This window comes from Catenulispora pinistramenti (genome assembly GCF_018274385.1).
Taxonomy (GTDB): Bacteria; Actinomycetota; Actinomycetes; order Streptomycetales; family Catenulisporaceae; genus Catenulispora; species Catenulispora pinistramenti.
This window is the reverse complement of the sequence record NZ_JAAFYZ010000012.1, coordinates 1-15,068: the sequence shown is the minus strand read 5'-3', so window position 1 is coordinate 15,068 and position 15,068 is coordinate 1. Positions and strand designations below refer to the sequence as shown.

Genomic DNA, 15,068 nt, shown 5'->3' with positions numbered 1-15,068 from the left:
CTGCGCCGGGCCGCCGCCGACGGGCTGCCGTTCGGTTCGGCGGCCCGCTGGACGTCAGATGATCGTGCTTACCGCTCCGAGGGCCGACCGGGCCGGCTCGCAGGCCGGCGCCCCATCGTCCCGCGCGGCTGCGCGTTGGGAGCGGGGCGACGCGGCGGGACGCCGTTGCGGTCGCTGGAGCGGCCCGGATCCTGCGGCTCGGCGGGCCGGCCGTAGCCGTCGCGGGGCTGCTGGGGACGGGGACGCGGCTGCTGCTGTTGGCCACCGCCGGCGCCGCCCGGAACCGGGCGCGGAGCGGCCGCCTGCTGCTGCGGGCGCGGCTGGTGCGAGGTGCCGGCGGCGGGCCGACGCGGTGCCGCGGCACGCGGCTCCCAGTCGGCGCCGCCCGGCTTCTCCCGGGGATTGCCCTCGCGGCCGCGGTTGGCCGGCGGCAACGCGGCCTGCTGTGTCGCACCGCCGTTGTAGCCGCGTGCCGAACCCGAGCCGGAACCGGCACCCGAGTAAGGCTTCTGACCCGAGACCGGAGCGGGCGGCGCGGGCCGCGGCGCGCTCGGCGCCGGACGGCCCATGACCGGGGCGGGCGGCACCGCGGGGAACCCGCCGGTCCCGGTCCCGTCCGCGGACTCGAACCACCCGCTGTCGGCCGGGCTCGCGCCGGTCGCGGCGGGCAAGTACGAGGTCTGAGCCGCGTCGTAGGCGCTGCCGGCGGCGTAGGAGCCGGTCGAGTAAGAGCCCTGTCCCAGTGGGTCCGGGGAGTTGGCGTAAGGATTGGGCTCCGAATACGAGGTCTGACCCAGCGGGTCCGCGGACGAGTACGAACTCTGACCCAGCGGGTCCGCGGACGTCGCGTAAGAAGGCTGGCTCAACGGATCCGAAACAGTCGCGTACGTACCGGAGCCGTAGCCGCCCGCCGAACTCGAAGTGGAGTCGTAGCCGGTCGGCGAACTCGTGGACGAGCCGTAGCCGGTCGTGCCATAGCCGGTCGTGTCATAGCCGGTCGTGCCGGAGCTGTACGCGCTGGTCGAAGAGCCGTAGGCATCAGTCGACGAGGAGCCGTAGGTGCTGGGCGTGCTGTAACTGCCGGTGGACGTGGCGCTCGAACCGTTCGCGGAATCGTAGCCACTGGTCGAGCCGTAGCCGCCGGCCGTCTGGCCGTACCCGCTCGTCGAGCCGTAGCCGGACGCCGCGCTCGATCCGCTGCCGTACAGGTTCTCGCTGCCGGTGCTGTAGGACCCGGAGCTGCTGAGCGCGCTCTGCGAGCCGAACGCCGGGCTGGTGCCGAAGGCGTCGCTCGACGCCGACGAGGACGAGGACGAACCCAGTGCCGGCGTGGACCCGAATCCCGAACCGGACGCCGAGTACCCGCTCGATCCGCTCGGCAGCGCCGGGGCCGAGGGCACCGGCGGACCGCTCTGCGCCACCGCGGCCATCGCCATCGGCAGCAGGTCCATCGAGGTGGTCCCGAGGCCGTCGGCCGGGCACACCCGCACCAGTTCGCCGACCGTCAGCGCCAGCTCGGTGGCCAGGTCCAGGGACCGCGGCTGCATCGGGTTCTCCCGCATCCACCAGCAGGCGATCTGCACGATCGACCCGGCGGCGTGCGGGCAGGTCCGGATCGCACCGCGCAGTTGCAGCGGCTGCGGACCGGTCACGGTCAGGCGGAACCAGGTGCCTTCGCGGAAGCCGAGAGCCGGGACGCCCAGGGAGTCCTGCAGCACGACGTGGTACTGGCGCTCCAGCTCCCGCGGTCCACCGGCCCCGGCCGCGCCAAGAGCCGAGCTGTTCCTCTGCTGCTCGCCGTACGCGACGCTCATCGGCTGCCTGACCGTTCTCCGGAGTGCGAATCCGGAACCCTGCTCTTATTCACCCTGTATCGCCCGCCTCGGCTCGAAAAGCTCGGAAATGAGGCGGCCCTTGATGCCGCTGTGTCCGCTGTGCTGTACGTGATCAATGTCCACTGATGTGGTGGGATCGTTGCGCAAACGGTACTCAATACTGGAGCCCAGCGGTAGGGCATCTACTAAGAACAAGCCGTGATTTCTGTGTGCTGCCCACAACTTCCAGATCCACACCGGTCGGGACAACCCTCGATTGTCATCCCGGCGTCTCCTCGGCATAACGTTGGGGCGTGACGGCGGACAGAGACCAGGAGTTCTCTCGCTATGTCACGGAACGCTCCGGGGCCCTGCTGCGGATCGCCTATCTCCTGACCGGGAACCGCGCCGACGCCGAGGATCTGCTGCAGACCGCGCTGGCCAAGACCTACCTGTCGTGGAACCGCATCCAGGACAAAGGCGCGCTCGACGGATACGTCCGCCGCGTTCTGGTGAACACCCAGACCTCCTGGTGGCGCAAGCGCCGGGTCGAGGAATACCCCACCGACCAGCTCCCCGAGCAGGTCTGGGAGGACACCGGCCCGGCGGAGATCGAACTGCGCTCCACGGTCTGGAATTCGCTCGCCCAGCTGCCGCGCCGCCAGCGCGCGGTGGTGGTGCTGCGCTATTACGAGGATCTGTCGGAAGCCGAGACGGCCGCGGTAATGGGGATCTCAGTCGGCACCGTGAAGTCAACGGCTTCACGCGCCCTTGCCAAGCTCCGAACAGACGGGGCGTTGCGCGACGCCCGGGTCGCCATCCCGGCCCCGCTTCGCCCGCCTGCCGGAGAACCTCTTCCGAAATCCGCCAAGGTCGATGCAGACTGACGGGGTACCGCCCGGTAACCTCAATCCCTCTGGAGGCCAGCGATGCGCTCGACCATGCAGGAGACCCCGCTAGGCATCGCGACGCTCCTAAGGTTCGCCTCGACCGCCTACTCCGGCTCCAAGGTGCACACCGTCACCGCCGACGGGCTGCGCACCGGCACGTTCGCCGAGGTCGGCGCCCGGACCGCGCAGCTCGCGCACGCGCTGCACGACGATCTGGGGATCCGCGGCGACCAGCGGGTGGCCACGTTCATGTGGAACAACCAGGAGCACCTGGAGACATACTTCGCCGTCCCGTCGATGGGCGCCGTGCTCCACACATTGAACATCCGCTTGTACCCGGATCAGATCACGTACATCGCCAACCACGCCGAGGACAAGGTGGTGCTGGTCGACGGCAGCCTGATCCCGCTGCTGGCCCGGGTGCTGCCGGGGTTCGAGACGGTCGAGCACGTGGTGGTGGTCGGCGCCGGGGACACCGCGCCGCTGGAACAAGCCGGTAAGCGGATCCACCACTACGAGGAACTCCTGGCCGGGAAACCCACGAGCTATGACTGGCCGGACTTCGCCGAGACCGACGCCGCCGCGATGTGCTACACCTCCGGCACCACCGGCAACCCCAAGGGCGTCGTCTACAGCCACCGCTCGATCTACCTGCACTCGATGCAGGTCACGATGCCGCAGTCGTTCCAGCTGAACGAGGCCAACCGGGTCCTGACCATCGTCCCGATGTTCCACGCGATGGCCTGGGGCATCCCCTACGCGGCGCTGATGAGCGGCGCGAGCCTGGTCATGCCGGACCGGTTCATGCAGGCCCCGGCGCTGGTGCGGGCGATCCACGACTCCGGGGCGGACTTCGCCGGCGCGGTGCCGACGATCTGGAGCGACCTGCTGAACCACCTGGACGCCACCGGCGAGAAGATCCCGACGCTCAAGCGCGCGGTGGTCGGCGGCTCGGCGGTGCCGCCGGCCCTGATGAGCGCCTTCGAAGAGCGCTACGACATGCGCATCATCCACGCCTGGGGGATGACCGAGACCTCGCCGCTGGGCAGCGTCTCGCAGCCGCCGGCCGGCGCCGAGGGCGAGCGGGCCTGGTCCTACCGCGTGAGTCAGGGCCGCTTCCCGGCCGGGGTGCAGGCCCGGCTGGCCGGCCCGGACGGCGCCATCGTGCCCAACGACGGCGAGGCGGTCGGCGAGCTGGAGGTCCGCGGGCCCTGGATCACCGGCGCGTACTACCGGGACGAGGACCCCGAGCGGTTCCACGACGGCTGGCTGCGCACCGGCGACGTCGGCACCATCACCCCGGACGGCTACCTGACGCTGACCGACCGGGAGAAGGACGTCATCAAGTCCGGCGGCGAGTGGATCTCCTCGGTGGAGCTGGAGAACCACCTGATGGCGCACCCGGCCGTCGCCGAGGCGACCGTGGTCGGCGTCCCGGACCCGCGCTGGCAGGAACGCCCATTGGCCGCGGTGGTGCTGCGCGAGGGCGCCGAGGCGACGCCGGTCGAACTTCGCGAGTATCTGTCGGGACTGATCCCGAAATGGCAGCTTCCCGAGCGTTGGACCTTTCTCCAGGCGGTTCCGAAGACCTCGGTGGGTAAGTTCGACAAGAAGGAAGTGCGCCGCGCGTATGCCGCCGGTGACCTTGAGGTCACAGTGTTGTAGACCTGCCCTGGAACGTCTCTTCAAGGGAAAAGTCCGCAGTGTAGAGTGCCGAGAACTTGAGCAGCTGGAACATCAGTTGGAACATCAGTACTCGTCTGGGGAGGCACCGCGGACATGCGGATATCTCGGCGGTTTTCGCGCTGCGCCGCCGCGGGCGCGGCCTCGATAATGGCCGCGGTCTCGATGACAGCGTGCTCCGGTTCCTCCTCGGGAAGCGGGTCCGCGGCGGCGAACGCGGCGGCGTCGCAGTCCCAGGCGGACGCCAACGCCAATGCCAACGAGAACGACGTCCAGGTCCTGAACTCTCTGCAGCTCACCTCGCAGGAGCTGGACAGCTCGTTCGCCACCGACAGCAGCTGGTCGGCGTGGACCGGCGCCGACCCGTCGAAGCTGCTGCTCAAGCAGGCGTGGGCCTGCACGAAGAACATCATCGACACCAAGCAGACCACGCTGCAGCCGGTCACCAGCTACTTCCGGGCCGACCAGCTGACCGGCGGCGCGGCCGGGACGCCGACGGCACCGTCGACGCCTTCGGCCCCCGCGACCGGCCACAGCTCCAGCCACAAGGGCTCGTCCTCGACGTCGAGTCCGTCCGGCTCGAACTCCACTCCGGCCGGCGACGGCAACCCCGCGCACTGGGTGGTCAGCACCGCGATCGCCTATCAGAGCGCGGACGCCGCCCAGACCGCCGTGAACGCCATGGGGACGATCGACCCGAGCGCGGCGAACTGCGGCGGGCCCGCTGACAAGAAGCCGATCGTCGGCGGCGGCATCGGCGAGGTCGCGCCGTCCTGGGACAACTCGCAGGGTGTCTTCGTCTATACGGACACCGGCAGCGGGACCACGATCGCCGTCGTGGCACAGCGCCGCGGCCGGTATGTCGTGCTCACCTACACTCGCGGGTATGCCAAGGACGACGCCGGGTATTACGACTTGGAAACCGGTCCGGACACCGGCCCGGCGGCCGACGCCGCCACGGCGGTGCTCGGCCTGCTGACCGCCTCGCTCGTGGGCAACTGACCGACCCGCCGCCGAGCACTCGCTTCTGTCTGATCAGCGCCACCGGCACGACGCAGCACCACCTGAGCAGTCCAGGCACTGAGCAGTCCCAGCACGCCGCCGACATTTGTGAAGGCCACTGATTAAGGATGCGGTCGGGAACAGACGACTTCCGTGAGTTCGTCAGCGCCCGCCAGGGTGCCCTGCGGCGAACCGCCTATCTGCTGTGCGGCGACTGGCACCAGGCACAGGACCTGACGCAGCAGACCCTCGCCAAGCTGTTCGTGGCCTGGTCCCGGGTCCGCGCGGTGGAGGCCGTCGACTCCTACGCGCGCCAGGTCCTGGTGCGCACCTACATCGACGAGTCACGCAAGCGCCGCAACCACGAGGTCGCCATCGCCGAGATACCCGACTCCGGCACCGAGGAACCGGAGATCGAGACCCGGCTGGCGCTGATGGCGGCGCTCAAGCAGCTCTCGCCGCGGCAAAGGGCGGTCGTGGCGCTGCGGTTCTGGGACGATATGAGCGTCGAGGCGACGGCCGAGGCACTCGGGATGAAGGCCAACACTGTGAAGTCGGACACCGCGCGGGCGTTGGCGAAACTCAAAGGACTTCTCGACTCGTCTGTACACCAGGCGGTCTGAGCGATGGGCACGGAGTCGGCGAAGGGAGGACACGGATGAACGCGGTGGACGCGTCCGCGGGCGAGGACGCGATGCGCGGTCTGATCGGGACCGCCTTCGCCGCCGGGGAACCCGGGCTGCCGGACGTGGACGATGTGATCGCGACCGTGGAGGTCCTCGGCGGTCGCATCCGGCACCGGCAGCGGGTGCGCACCGGCCTGGCGGCCGGGGCGCTGTGCGTCGCGGGCTTCGGCATGGTCGCCGGGATCGCGGCGGTCGCGCACTCCAGCGGCACCGTGGTGCTCCCGGGCGGCGGCGGCAGCGGCGGCCAGCCCCCGCCGGCGGCCTCGGTGTCGACCGGGAGCGGCGGCGTGGACAGCAGCGGGACCAGTGCCGGGACCACGAGCGTGGATCCCTGAGGCGAGCTAGGCTTTTCGCGGGCCCGGTAGGGATATCGAGTCCTGATACACGCGGTTCGGCAGTCCGGTACCACCTCGCGGGAGGACCGATGCGGCGGATCTTCGTGCTCGGAGCGGGTCTGACGCTGCTCGGAACCGCGGCGTGCGGCACGCGGTTGCCGGATTCGGCGTTCACTTCCCAGAACCCCGCGGCACCGGGCACGGGCTCGACCGCTGCCGCCTCGGCGAACGCGGCCGGCGATATCGGCGTCACCCCGACCTCGATCAAGATCGGGATGATCGATTCGGTGGACTCGCTGCTCGGCCCGGACACCTTCTCCGGCCCGATGTACGGGGCGCAGGCGTTCTTCAAGGCGCTGAACGCGGCCGGCGGGATCAACGGCCGGCAGATCAGCTTCGTCACCTGTGACGACCAGGGGGTCGGCGGGACCGACGTGTCCTGCGCGCACACGCTGATCGACCAGGACAAGGTGTTCGCGTTCGCCGGGAACTCGATCTTCCAGTACGACGGTGCGTCCTACGTCTCGGCCAAGGACGTGCCGGACATCGGCGGCGAGCCGATCAGCAACGCGTACGACCAGTACCCGCACCTGTACTCGATCTACGGCAGCGACTATCCGCGTGACGGCAAGACCATCGGCTGGCAGGGGAAGCTGTATTCGTCCACTGAGGCCGAGCACTATGCGAAGACCGTGTTGGGCGCGCACGTCGCCGGGCTCGTTTCGTACAACCAGGCCGACTCGGCACGGTACGCCTCCTATGAGGCCGAGGCGTTGCGCAAGGAGGGGTTCACGGTCGTCCCGGAGCAGCTGGACATCGCGTTGGCCGACTTCGACTCCGCGGCCCTGGACATGAAGAACAAGGGTGTGGACGTCGTCTTCGACACCATCGACACCGACGGGAACGCCCGGCTGTGCAAGGCGATCGAGGACGCCGGGGTGCCGATCAAGGCGAAGTTCACGACCGTGCAGAGTTGGGACGCCACGGTCGCCACGACGTACAAGGACGCGCCGAAGTGCCGGAACCTGTTGTACGCGAACTCCTCCGACGCCAACTACGAGGACACGTCGAACCCGGCGGTGAAGGCGTTCCGGGATGCGATGGCGAAGTACTTCCCGGATCGGCAGGGGAAGCTGTCGGAGTGGGAGATCGACGGCTGGGCCTCGGCGCAGTGGCTCACCGACGCGGTGGCTTCGTGCGGGGCGGATGTGACGCGGGTGTGCGTCGAGAAGTTCATGAACTCCGGGAAGCCTTATGACGCGCACGGGATCATCACGCCGGCGCAGTTCGACGTGAAGGCACCGACCGGGACGACGCACGCGTGCTTCGACGTCGCGCAATGGCAGGACTCTGCGAACGGCGGGCAGGGCGGTTGGGTGACCCGGGTGCCCGATATGGACACGAACTGCTATGACGTGCCTCAGGTTTCTTATTCGCCTTAGCCGGGTCGGCGGTCGCGGACCAGGTGGATGACGGGGCGTCCCGCGCCGTCGTCGAAGACTCGCACGCGAGCTCCGTAGTGCTCGGCGATCCGTTGCTCGGTAAGGACTTCGCGGGCCGTGCCGTGGGCGACGACCGCACCGTCGACCAGCAGGGTGAGGTCATCCGCGTACTGCGCGGCGAGGCTGAGATCATGCAGGGTACTGATGACGGTCAGGCCCTCGGTGGAACGGAGTTCGTCGACCAGATCCAGGACCTGTTGCTGGTGTCCGAGGTCCAGCGCGGTGGTCGGCTCGTCCAGCAACAGCACCCCGGCCTGCTGAGCCAGGGCCCGGGCCAGGACCACGCGCTGGCGTTCGCCGCCGGACATCGCGCCGAGCCGGCGGCCGGCGAATCCGGCGAGGTCCAGGCGCTCCAGCGCGCCGTCCGCGACCGCACGGTCCGTGCGGGACTCGACGCCGAGGTAGCCCAGGTGCGGGGTGCGGCCGAGCAGGACGTACTCGGCGACGGTCATGTCTGCGGGGAGCTGCGGCTGCTGCGGGACGTAGGCGATCAACCGGGCCCGGGCCTTCGCCGCCAGCTTCGCGACCGCCTCGCCGCCGACCTGGATCTCGCCTTGGTAGGGCAGGATCCCCACGATCGCCTTGAGCAGCGTGGACTTCCCCGCGCCGTTCGGGCCGAGGACCGCGTGCCACGAACCGGAGGCCACGGCGAGGTCCACGCCGCGCAGGATCGACTTGCGGTCCAGCGTCACCCGCACCCCGGCGGCCTTGACCGCGCTCACCGGTCGCGCTCCCGGGTCGCGCGCAGGATGACCAGGAAGAACGGCGCGCCGACGAACGAGGTGACCACGCCGATCGGCAGCTCGGCCGGGGCCAGCACGGTGCGGGCCAGCAGGTCGGCCAGCACCAGGAACGCCCCGCCCACCAGCAGGCTCATCGGCAGCAGCAGCCGGTGGCCCGGGCCCGCGACGCGCCGCACGACGTGCGGCACCACCAGGCCGACGAAGCCGATGATGCCGCTCACCGCGACGGCCGTGGCGGTGGCCAGCGAGGCGGCGGCCAGGACGATCAGCCGCGTGCGCACCGGGTGCAGGCCGAGCGTGGCCGCCTCGTCGTCGCCGAGGGCCAGAACGTCCAGGTGCCTGGCGTGCACACTGACGATCAGGACGCTGATGACAGCGTAGGGCAGGGCCAGCCGCACCAGGGACCAGTCGGACGCGGCGAAGCTCCCGAACAGCCACGAGTACACCTGCCGCACATCCGCGGTGCTGCGCTGCATGACGAAGGTCTGCACCGCCCCCACGAACGAACTGACCGCGACGCCGGCGAGGATCAGCGAGGCAGTGCCCCCGCGCCCCACGAGCGTGCCGAGCACGTAGCTGGCCAGCACTCCGCCGAGCGCCCCCACGAAGGCAGCCAGCGGCACCGCACCGATGCCCGCCACGGTGTGCTCGGGCCCGCCGCCGTAGACGATGACGAGCGTCGCGGCCATACCGGCACCGGCCGACGCACCGATGGTCCCGGAATCGGACAGCGGATTGCGGAACACGCCCTGATACGCGGCCCCGGCCTGCGCGAGCAGCGCACCGACCAACGTCGCCAACAACACGCGCGGCAGCCGGATCTCGTTGAGCACACTCAGCTGCACCGGCCCGAGCCCGGTGTGGATGTCGACGAAGGGGAGCTTGTCGAGCAACGCCTCGGTGGTGCCGAGCACCGGCAGACCCGCGGCGCCGCCGAGGCTGGAGACGAGGACCGCGAGCAGGAGGACTGCGGTCGCCGCCAAGAGCGCGATGGTGGGGCGGGCCGGGCGACGGGAACGGTGTGGAGCGGAGGTGGCGCTGGTGATGGTGGTCGCCCGGCCATCGATCGCTGAACGATCAGGACTCGCAGACAGATCGCTGTTCGACTCGCCGATGCCAGCCGATTCCGGCACCAGGTCATCGGTCGCCGAGTGATCAACAGCCAGGGCACCTGTCGGGCTCGGCACCGAAGCGTTCATCTCGGCAAGGCCGTCTTCACCCGCACCTGCCATCGCCAGCGGACCGGCGCCCGGGCGCGCGGCATCGGTGCCGCCCACGCCCGGCGTCGTCTCCGAGTCCGCTCCGCGCCCCATCGTCGTGGCTCAGCCCTGGGCCTGGTTCACGGCCTTCGAGATCTGCTGCACCAGCTGCACCAGGCGGGGGCCCCAGCGGGAGGCGATGTCGTCGTCGAGGCCGACCACGGTGCCCTTGGCCGCGTTCTTGACCGCGGGGATCGCCGACCAGCCGGGGCGGGCGGCGACGGTGGCCGCCGTCTGCTGGCAGCACTTGGTGTCGGCCAGGAAGATCAGGTCCGGGGCCGAGGTGACCAGGTACTCGTCGGACAGCTGCGGGTAGCCGCCGCCGGTCTTATCCGCCGGGTCGGCGATGTCGGTGAGGCCGAACTGGGCGAAGATCGAGCCGATGAAGGTCTTGGAGGTGGCGCTGTAGTTCCCCGGGGTGCCGACCTCGTAGTAGTACTTGAGCGGACTGGCCGGCTTCTTGGCGCCGGCGATCGCCGCGTTGATCTGCTGCTTCATGGTGCCGACCTCGGTCGCGGCCTGGGTCGCGTGGCCGGTGGCGGCGCCGAGTTCGGTGATCTGGTTGTAGGCGTCGTCGAGGTTGTTCGCGGCGTCGAACCACAGGACCGGCACGTTCAGCTTGCCCAGCTGCTCCACGATCTGCGAGCTGTCGTCGGCGACCACGACCAGGTCCGGGTTGTACTTGGCGATCGCCTCGGCGTTCGGCTTGTAGCCGGACAGGGTCGTCTTCGGCGCGTTGGCGGGGTAGTTCGACTGGTCGTCGACGGCGATCACCTGGGAGCCGGCGCCGATCTGGAACAGGTCCTCGGTGGCCGAGGGCGACAACGACACGATCTTCTTGGGCTCGGCCGCCAGCTTCACCGGGCCGTTCTTGGCGGTGATGGTGGTCGGGAACACCGCGGCGCCGGCACTGGTGGACGTGGCCGGGATGGTCGAGGACCCGGACCCGGCCGGCGTCGACTTCGAGGACGAACAGCCGGCGGCCAACAGCGCCGAGGCCGCGACGACACCGACGGCTATCCGCCGGGTCAGGGCGTGCGGACGAGAGTGCACGAGGTCAGCTCCTCCGGCTGATCCGCGACCCGCACGGCACGCGTCGGCCCAGGTGACCGTGGTTGCGCACAGCCGGACCGCCCCGAACCGCGAGGGCCGAACGTTGGCACAGCGCGTGAGGCGACCTGGCTTGCTCCCCGCCGGGGAGCTCACAGTTGCGGGACAGCGCCGGATTCCCACCGGCTTCGCTGCACACGATGTGGACGGCGCGAACCGCCGTCACCCAAGACGCTAGCAAGCGCCGGGCCCCGCGACTAACCCTGAGCCGCCGCGGGACCCGTGATCTGTATAACGCAGCCGAACAATCGGTATAACTCGGCCTGACAATCTGGACAACTCAGCCAGACACCCGCATACCTTCACCGCTCGCTACGGCCAGACCGGAGAACGCTTCTCCACGAACGCCCGCACGCCCTCGGCCCGGTCCGCCGAGAACGCCGTGGCCCGCCACGCGCCGTCCTCCACATCCAACCCGGCGGCCAGCGGCAGGTCGGCGCCGGTCTTCAGCGCGTGCTTGGCGTTCCGCACGCCGATCGGCGAGTTCTTCGCGATCTGCTGCGCCAGCTCCAGAGCCGCCGCGCGCGCCGTCGACGTGCCCGGCACCCGCCGGTCGACCATGCCGAAGCGGTCGGCCTCGTCGGCGTCGATCCGGCGGGCGGTGAAGATCAGGTCGGCGGCGCGGTTCATGCCGACCCGGCGGACCAGGGTCTGGGTGCCGCCGCCGCCGGGGATCACGCCGACCGAGACCTCGGGCAGGCCGAAGACCGCGCCGTCGTCGGCCACGATGAGGTCGCAGCCCAGGGCCAGCTCGCAGCCGCCGCCCAGGGCGTAGCCGGAGACCGCGGCGATGACCGGCATCGGGAGCGAGCCGAAGGCGCCCCAGGTGCGGCGGAACGCCGGGCGGGTGGCGACCAGTTCGGCGTCGCTCATCTCGTTGCGTTCCTTCAGGTCCACGCCGACGCAGAACGCGTGGTTCTTCCCCTCGACCGCGGGCGGTGCCGAGGACACCACCACCGCGCGGACCGTCGGGTCCTCGGCCAGCTCCGGCGCGACGTCCCGGATCGCCGCGGCCATCCCGGTGGAGATCGCGTTCATCGCCCCGACCCGGTTCAGCACGATCTCCGCGACCACGCCGTTGCCCGATGCCGGGTGCCGCCGCAGGAGTACGCCGCCCCCGCCGTAAGGCCGTTCAGACACAGCATCCTTCTCGGTAATGTCGCTCATGGCCGCCAACATACCGATCAGAATTCGAAGGGCGCGAACGGCGCGACCTCGCTCACAAATCCCCGCGACGCCGCCGCCAGCGCGCCCGGCCGCAGTTCCTCGACCCGCCCGGCCCGGCCCAGCGCGCTGAGCGAGAGGCCACCGAGGTAGGCCGTGCCGAGTTCGCGCGGCCCCAGCACCAGATCGGCCGGGTCCGTGGTCGGCGTGCACACCGCGCCGTCGGCGTCGCCGCTCAGCCGCCACCGGCCGGTGTTCCACGGGCAGAACGGGTCCGCGAGCTCGAACACCACATCCACCGGCGCCGCGTAACGCCGCCCGGCGAGTGCCCGGTCCACATCCACGAGCCGCACATACAGCACGTCCTCCACCCGGGGCACCGACTGCCGGGGGTCGGCGAGCAGGAACATCAGCGGGTCGTCGGTCGGCACCTCGGCGTGGACCTCGAGGGTCAGGTCGATGTCGGTCAGGAAGCGCCACACGGCGATGTAGGAGGCGAGGTCGCGGCCGTGGACCTCCCGGACCTGCACCTTGCCGTCGGGCCGCGCCGGATTGTCGAAGTCGGCCTCGACCTGGTACCGGGCGTAGCCGGCCACCTGGCCCGCGGCGTCCTCGGCGACCACGCAGCGCAGCGGGCCGGCGTCGTCCCGGGTGAACTCGTTGTCGAGCGTCGCCACGTCGCCCCAGCCCTTGCCGATGCGGGCGACCATGCCCGGACGGCCCAGCCGGACCGCGTCGAACACCGCCTGACAGCGGTCGTACGCCTTGCGCGGATCCACCATCCGCATCTGGAACCCGTCGCTGCCGGGCACCGCCGACAGCCCTTCACCGCCCCGCGGGATGGTGAGCGCGAGCGCATGCGTGCCCACCCCATAGCCGAAACGGCCGTAGATCGCGGGCTCGGAGGAGAACAGGGTCGCGACCGCCGCGTCGCCGCGCTCGTGCCAGCCGGTCATCTGGTGCCGCATCATCCCGGTCAGGATGCCGCGCCGGCGGTGGGTGGCCTTCACGGTGATCATCGTGACGCCGGCCGTCGGCACCGTGACCCCGCCGGGCACCGTCAGCTCGAAGGGGATGTCGCCCCCGGTGCCGATCAGTTCGTCGCCGTCGAACGCGGCGACCGTCCGCTCCCGGGACACCAGGCGCAGCCACAGATCCTGCATTTCCTCCGGCGGTTCCTCATGGAAGGCGAAGTTGAGTTGCGCGTAGAAGTCCTCGGTCTCGCCCTTGGTGATGGGACGAACCGGGTAGGCCGCAGCGTTTGTGCTCATACTCCATGGCAACATCACCGCCCCGTCTGAGCGAGCCGATTTCCGCCCGACCCGCCGCCGATCCCGGCCTGCCGTGCCCACCGGCCACCCGTACGCACCGGCGGAGGAGGCAACCTAGAGCGTGCGCCACGTGGGAGGCTGAACCCATGCAGGATTCCGATCCGATCCGCCTGGCCGGCCCGTGGACGCACCGCGACATCTCCGCGAACGGCGCCCGGTTCCACGTCGCCGAGATGGGCGAGGGCCCGCTGGTGCTGTTCCTGCACGGCTTCCCGGAATTCTGGTGGTCCTGGCGGCACCAGCTCCCAGCGGTCGCCGACGCCGGCTACCGCGCCGTGGCGATGGACCTGCGCGGCTACGGCGGCAGCGACAAGACCCCGCGCGGCTACGACCCACTCACCCTGACCATGGACGTCACCGGGGTGATCCGGGCACTCGGCCAGTCCAACGCCACACTCGTCGGCCACGAATGGGGCGCCTTCATCGGCTGGACCGCGGCGGTCTTCCGACCGGCAGCCGTGAACCGCCTGGCGGTCACCGGTTCGGCCCATCCGCGCCGACTGCGCCAGAGCCTGCTGAGCGACCCCAAGCAGATCTCCGCGGCCCGTTTCATGTGGTCCGCCCAGCGACCGTGGGCCCCGGAGAAAGCCCTGACCCGCGACGCGGCCATGCTGGTCGAGCAGCTGCTCGCGGAATGGGGCGCGACCGGATGGCCGGAGCTGGACGTGGCGCAGCGCTACCGCGACGCAATGCTCGTCCCCGGCGCCGCACACTCCTCGCTGGAGTACTACCGCTGGCTCATCAGGTCCCTGGTCCGCCCGGACGGGATGCGGTTCGCGCAGCGGATGCGCACCGAGGTGCGGGTTCCGGTACTGCACATGCAGGGCGAGCTCGACAACGCCCTGCTACCGCACGTCGCCCGGGGCTCGGGGCGCTACGTCACCGCCGCCTACCGCTGGCGGCTGCTGGAGGGCATCGGCCACTTCCCGCACGAGGAGGCGCCGATGCGTTTCACGAATGAACTGCTCGACTGGCTGAAGAGCTGACGGCCGGTGGCGGTCGCGAGCAGCGAATTGGCGAGGCGGTAGTCGGTAGTCGGTAGTCGGCAAGCCAGAAGCCGACAACCGATGGCTAGTGCCGTATCAGGCAACGGTCGCCCTGGTGATGATTTGGTCTGGTGATGATTTGGCCTGGGCGGAGGTCGTCGGCGTGGCGGTTTCGCTGGATTGCTGGCTGGATGCAGTAGAGGGCCGGGTTGCGGTTGAGCTGTGGTTGTAAAGCTTTTTACGGCCTTCGGTCATAGTTGTGCCGGTTCGGGGTTCGGGGCGGCGGGTTTGCTTGTCGGCTGCCGGTTTTCGCGTTCACAACCCCGCCCCACCTCAGGCCTCTTCAACTCCAGCAAGTCAGAGCAAGGACACAAGCCAGATCAAAAGCAAGATCAACAGCACAGGCAAGATCAAGAGCTGAAGGTCAAGATCAAGATCAAAAACTGTGATGAAGAGCCGGGCCTCCGGCGGGCCTCGGCAACCTCAGGGAAACTAGCGCGGTTCCCTCGGGTGGCCGGGTGAGTCTCAGCGGCTGCGGTTTGTGAGGTGGTGCGGTCCGTTCC

At 70.0% G+C, this 15,068-nt stretch carries 13 protein-coding genes and 1 riboswitch; of the genes, 7 read left to right on the top strand and 6 right to left on the bottom strand.

Translation table 11 applies throughout. The features are described 5' to 3' along the window. Positions 1-68 precede the first annotated feature (68 nt). A complete protein-coding gene (locus KGQ19_RS05550; RefSeq protein ID WP_212007977.1) occupies positions 69-1,814 on the bottom strand; it encodes a hypothetical protein in 1,746 nt (581 codons plus the stop codon). 314 nt (positions 1,815-2,128) lie between these two features. Here KGQ19_RS05550 and KGQ19_RS05545 point away from each other — a divergent pair, with 314 nt between their 5' ends. The 6 genes from KGQ19_RS05545 to KGQ19_RS05520 all read left to right on the top strand — a co-directional run bounded on the left by KGQ19_RS05545 (position 2,129) and on the right by KGQ19_RS05520 (position 7,852). Continuing rightward, a complete protein-coding gene (locus tag KGQ19_RS05545; RefSeq protein ID WP_212007976.1) occupies positions 2,129-2,701 on the top strand; it encodes a SigE family RNA polymerase sigma factor in 573 nt (190 codons plus the stop codon). Between the two features lie 42 nt (positions 2,702-2,743). Further along, entirely contained in the window at positions 2,744-4,369 is a 1,626-nt protein-coding gene (locus KGQ19_RS05540) for a long-chain fatty acid--CoA ligase (protein WP_212007975.1), read from the top strand. Positions 4,370-4,483: 114 nt separating this feature from the next. Then, positions 4,484-5,389, top strand: coding sequence for a hypothetical protein (locus KGQ19_RS05535; RefSeq protein WP_212007974.1), 906 nt, complete (start codon positions 4,484-4,486; stop codon positions 5,387-5,389). A gap of 128 nt (positions 5,390-5,517) precedes the next feature. After that, positions 5,518-6,012 (top strand): SigE family RNA polymerase sigma factor, encoded by a 495-nt coding sequence (locus tag KGQ19_RS05530; protein ID WP_212007973.1) that lies wholly within the window; start codon positions 5,518-5,520, stop codon positions 6,010-6,012. Positions 6,013-6,047: 35 nt separating this feature from the next. After that, positions 6,048-6,410 (top strand): hypothetical protein, encoded by a 363-nt coding sequence (locus tag KGQ19_RS05525; protein WP_212007972.1) that lies wholly within the window; start codon positions 6,048-6,050, stop codon positions 6,408-6,410. Between the two features lie 89 nt (positions 6,411-6,499). Beyond that, complete coding sequence (locus KGQ19_RS05520) at positions 6,500-7,852, top strand: ABC transporter substrate-binding protein (protein WP_212007971.1); 1,353 nt, start codon at positions 6,500-6,502, stop codon at positions 7,850-7,852. Here KGQ19_RS05520 and KGQ19_RS05515 read toward each other — a convergent pair. The 5 genes from KGQ19_RS05515 to KGQ19_RS05495 form a co-directional block, all read right to left on the bottom strand. Then, positions 7,849-8,634: an ABC transporter ATP-binding protein gene (locus KGQ19_RS05515; protein WP_212007970.1), complete on the bottom strand. Its 786-nt coding sequence runs from the start codon at positions 8,632-8,634 to the stop codon at positions 7,849-7,851. The two genes, KGQ19_RS05520 and KGQ19_RS05515, sit on opposite strands and share 4 nt — an antisense overlap. Further along, entirely contained in the window at positions 8,631-9,638 is a 1,008-nt protein-coding gene (locus KGQ19_RS05510) for a FecCD family ABC transporter permease (protein ID WP_212007969.1), read from the bottom strand. Before KGQ19_RS05510 ends, KGQ19_RS05515 begins: the two co-directional genes overlap by 4 nt. 339 nt (positions 9,639-9,977) lie before the next feature. Continuing rightward, positions 9,978-10,967 carry an ABC transporter substrate-binding protein gene (locus KGQ19_RS05505; protein ID WP_212007968.1) on the bottom strand — a complete coding sequence of 330 codons (990 nt, stop codon included), beginning with the start codon at positions 10,965-10,967 and terminating at the stop codon, positions 9,978-9,980. 124 nt (positions 10,968-11,091) lie between these two features. Then, positions 11,092-11,151, bottom strand: a riboswitch (cobalamin riboswitch). Between the two features lie 185 nt (positions 11,152-11,336). Further along, complete coding sequence (locus KGQ19_RS05500; RefSeq protein ID WP_212007967.1) at positions 11,337-12,191, bottom strand: enoyl-CoA hydratase/isomerase family protein; 855 nt, start codon at positions 12,189-12,191, stop codon at positions 11,337-11,339. 17 nt (positions 12,192-12,208) lie between these two features. Then, positions 12,209-13,459 (bottom strand): GNAT family N-acetyltransferase, encoded by a 1,251-nt coding sequence (locus KGQ19_RS05495; protein ID WP_212007966.1) that lies wholly within the window; start codon positions 13,457-13,459, stop codon positions 12,209-12,211. A gap of 146 nt (positions 13,460-13,605) precedes the next feature. Here KGQ19_RS05495 and KGQ19_RS05490 point away from each other — a divergent pair, with 146 nt between their 5' ends. After that, positions 13,606-14,505: an alpha/beta fold hydrolase gene (locus tag KGQ19_RS05490; protein WP_212007965.1), complete on the top strand. Its 900-nt coding sequence runs from the start codon at positions 13,606-13,608 to the stop codon at positions 14,503-14,505. Positions 14,506-15,068 lie beyond the last annotated feature (563 nt).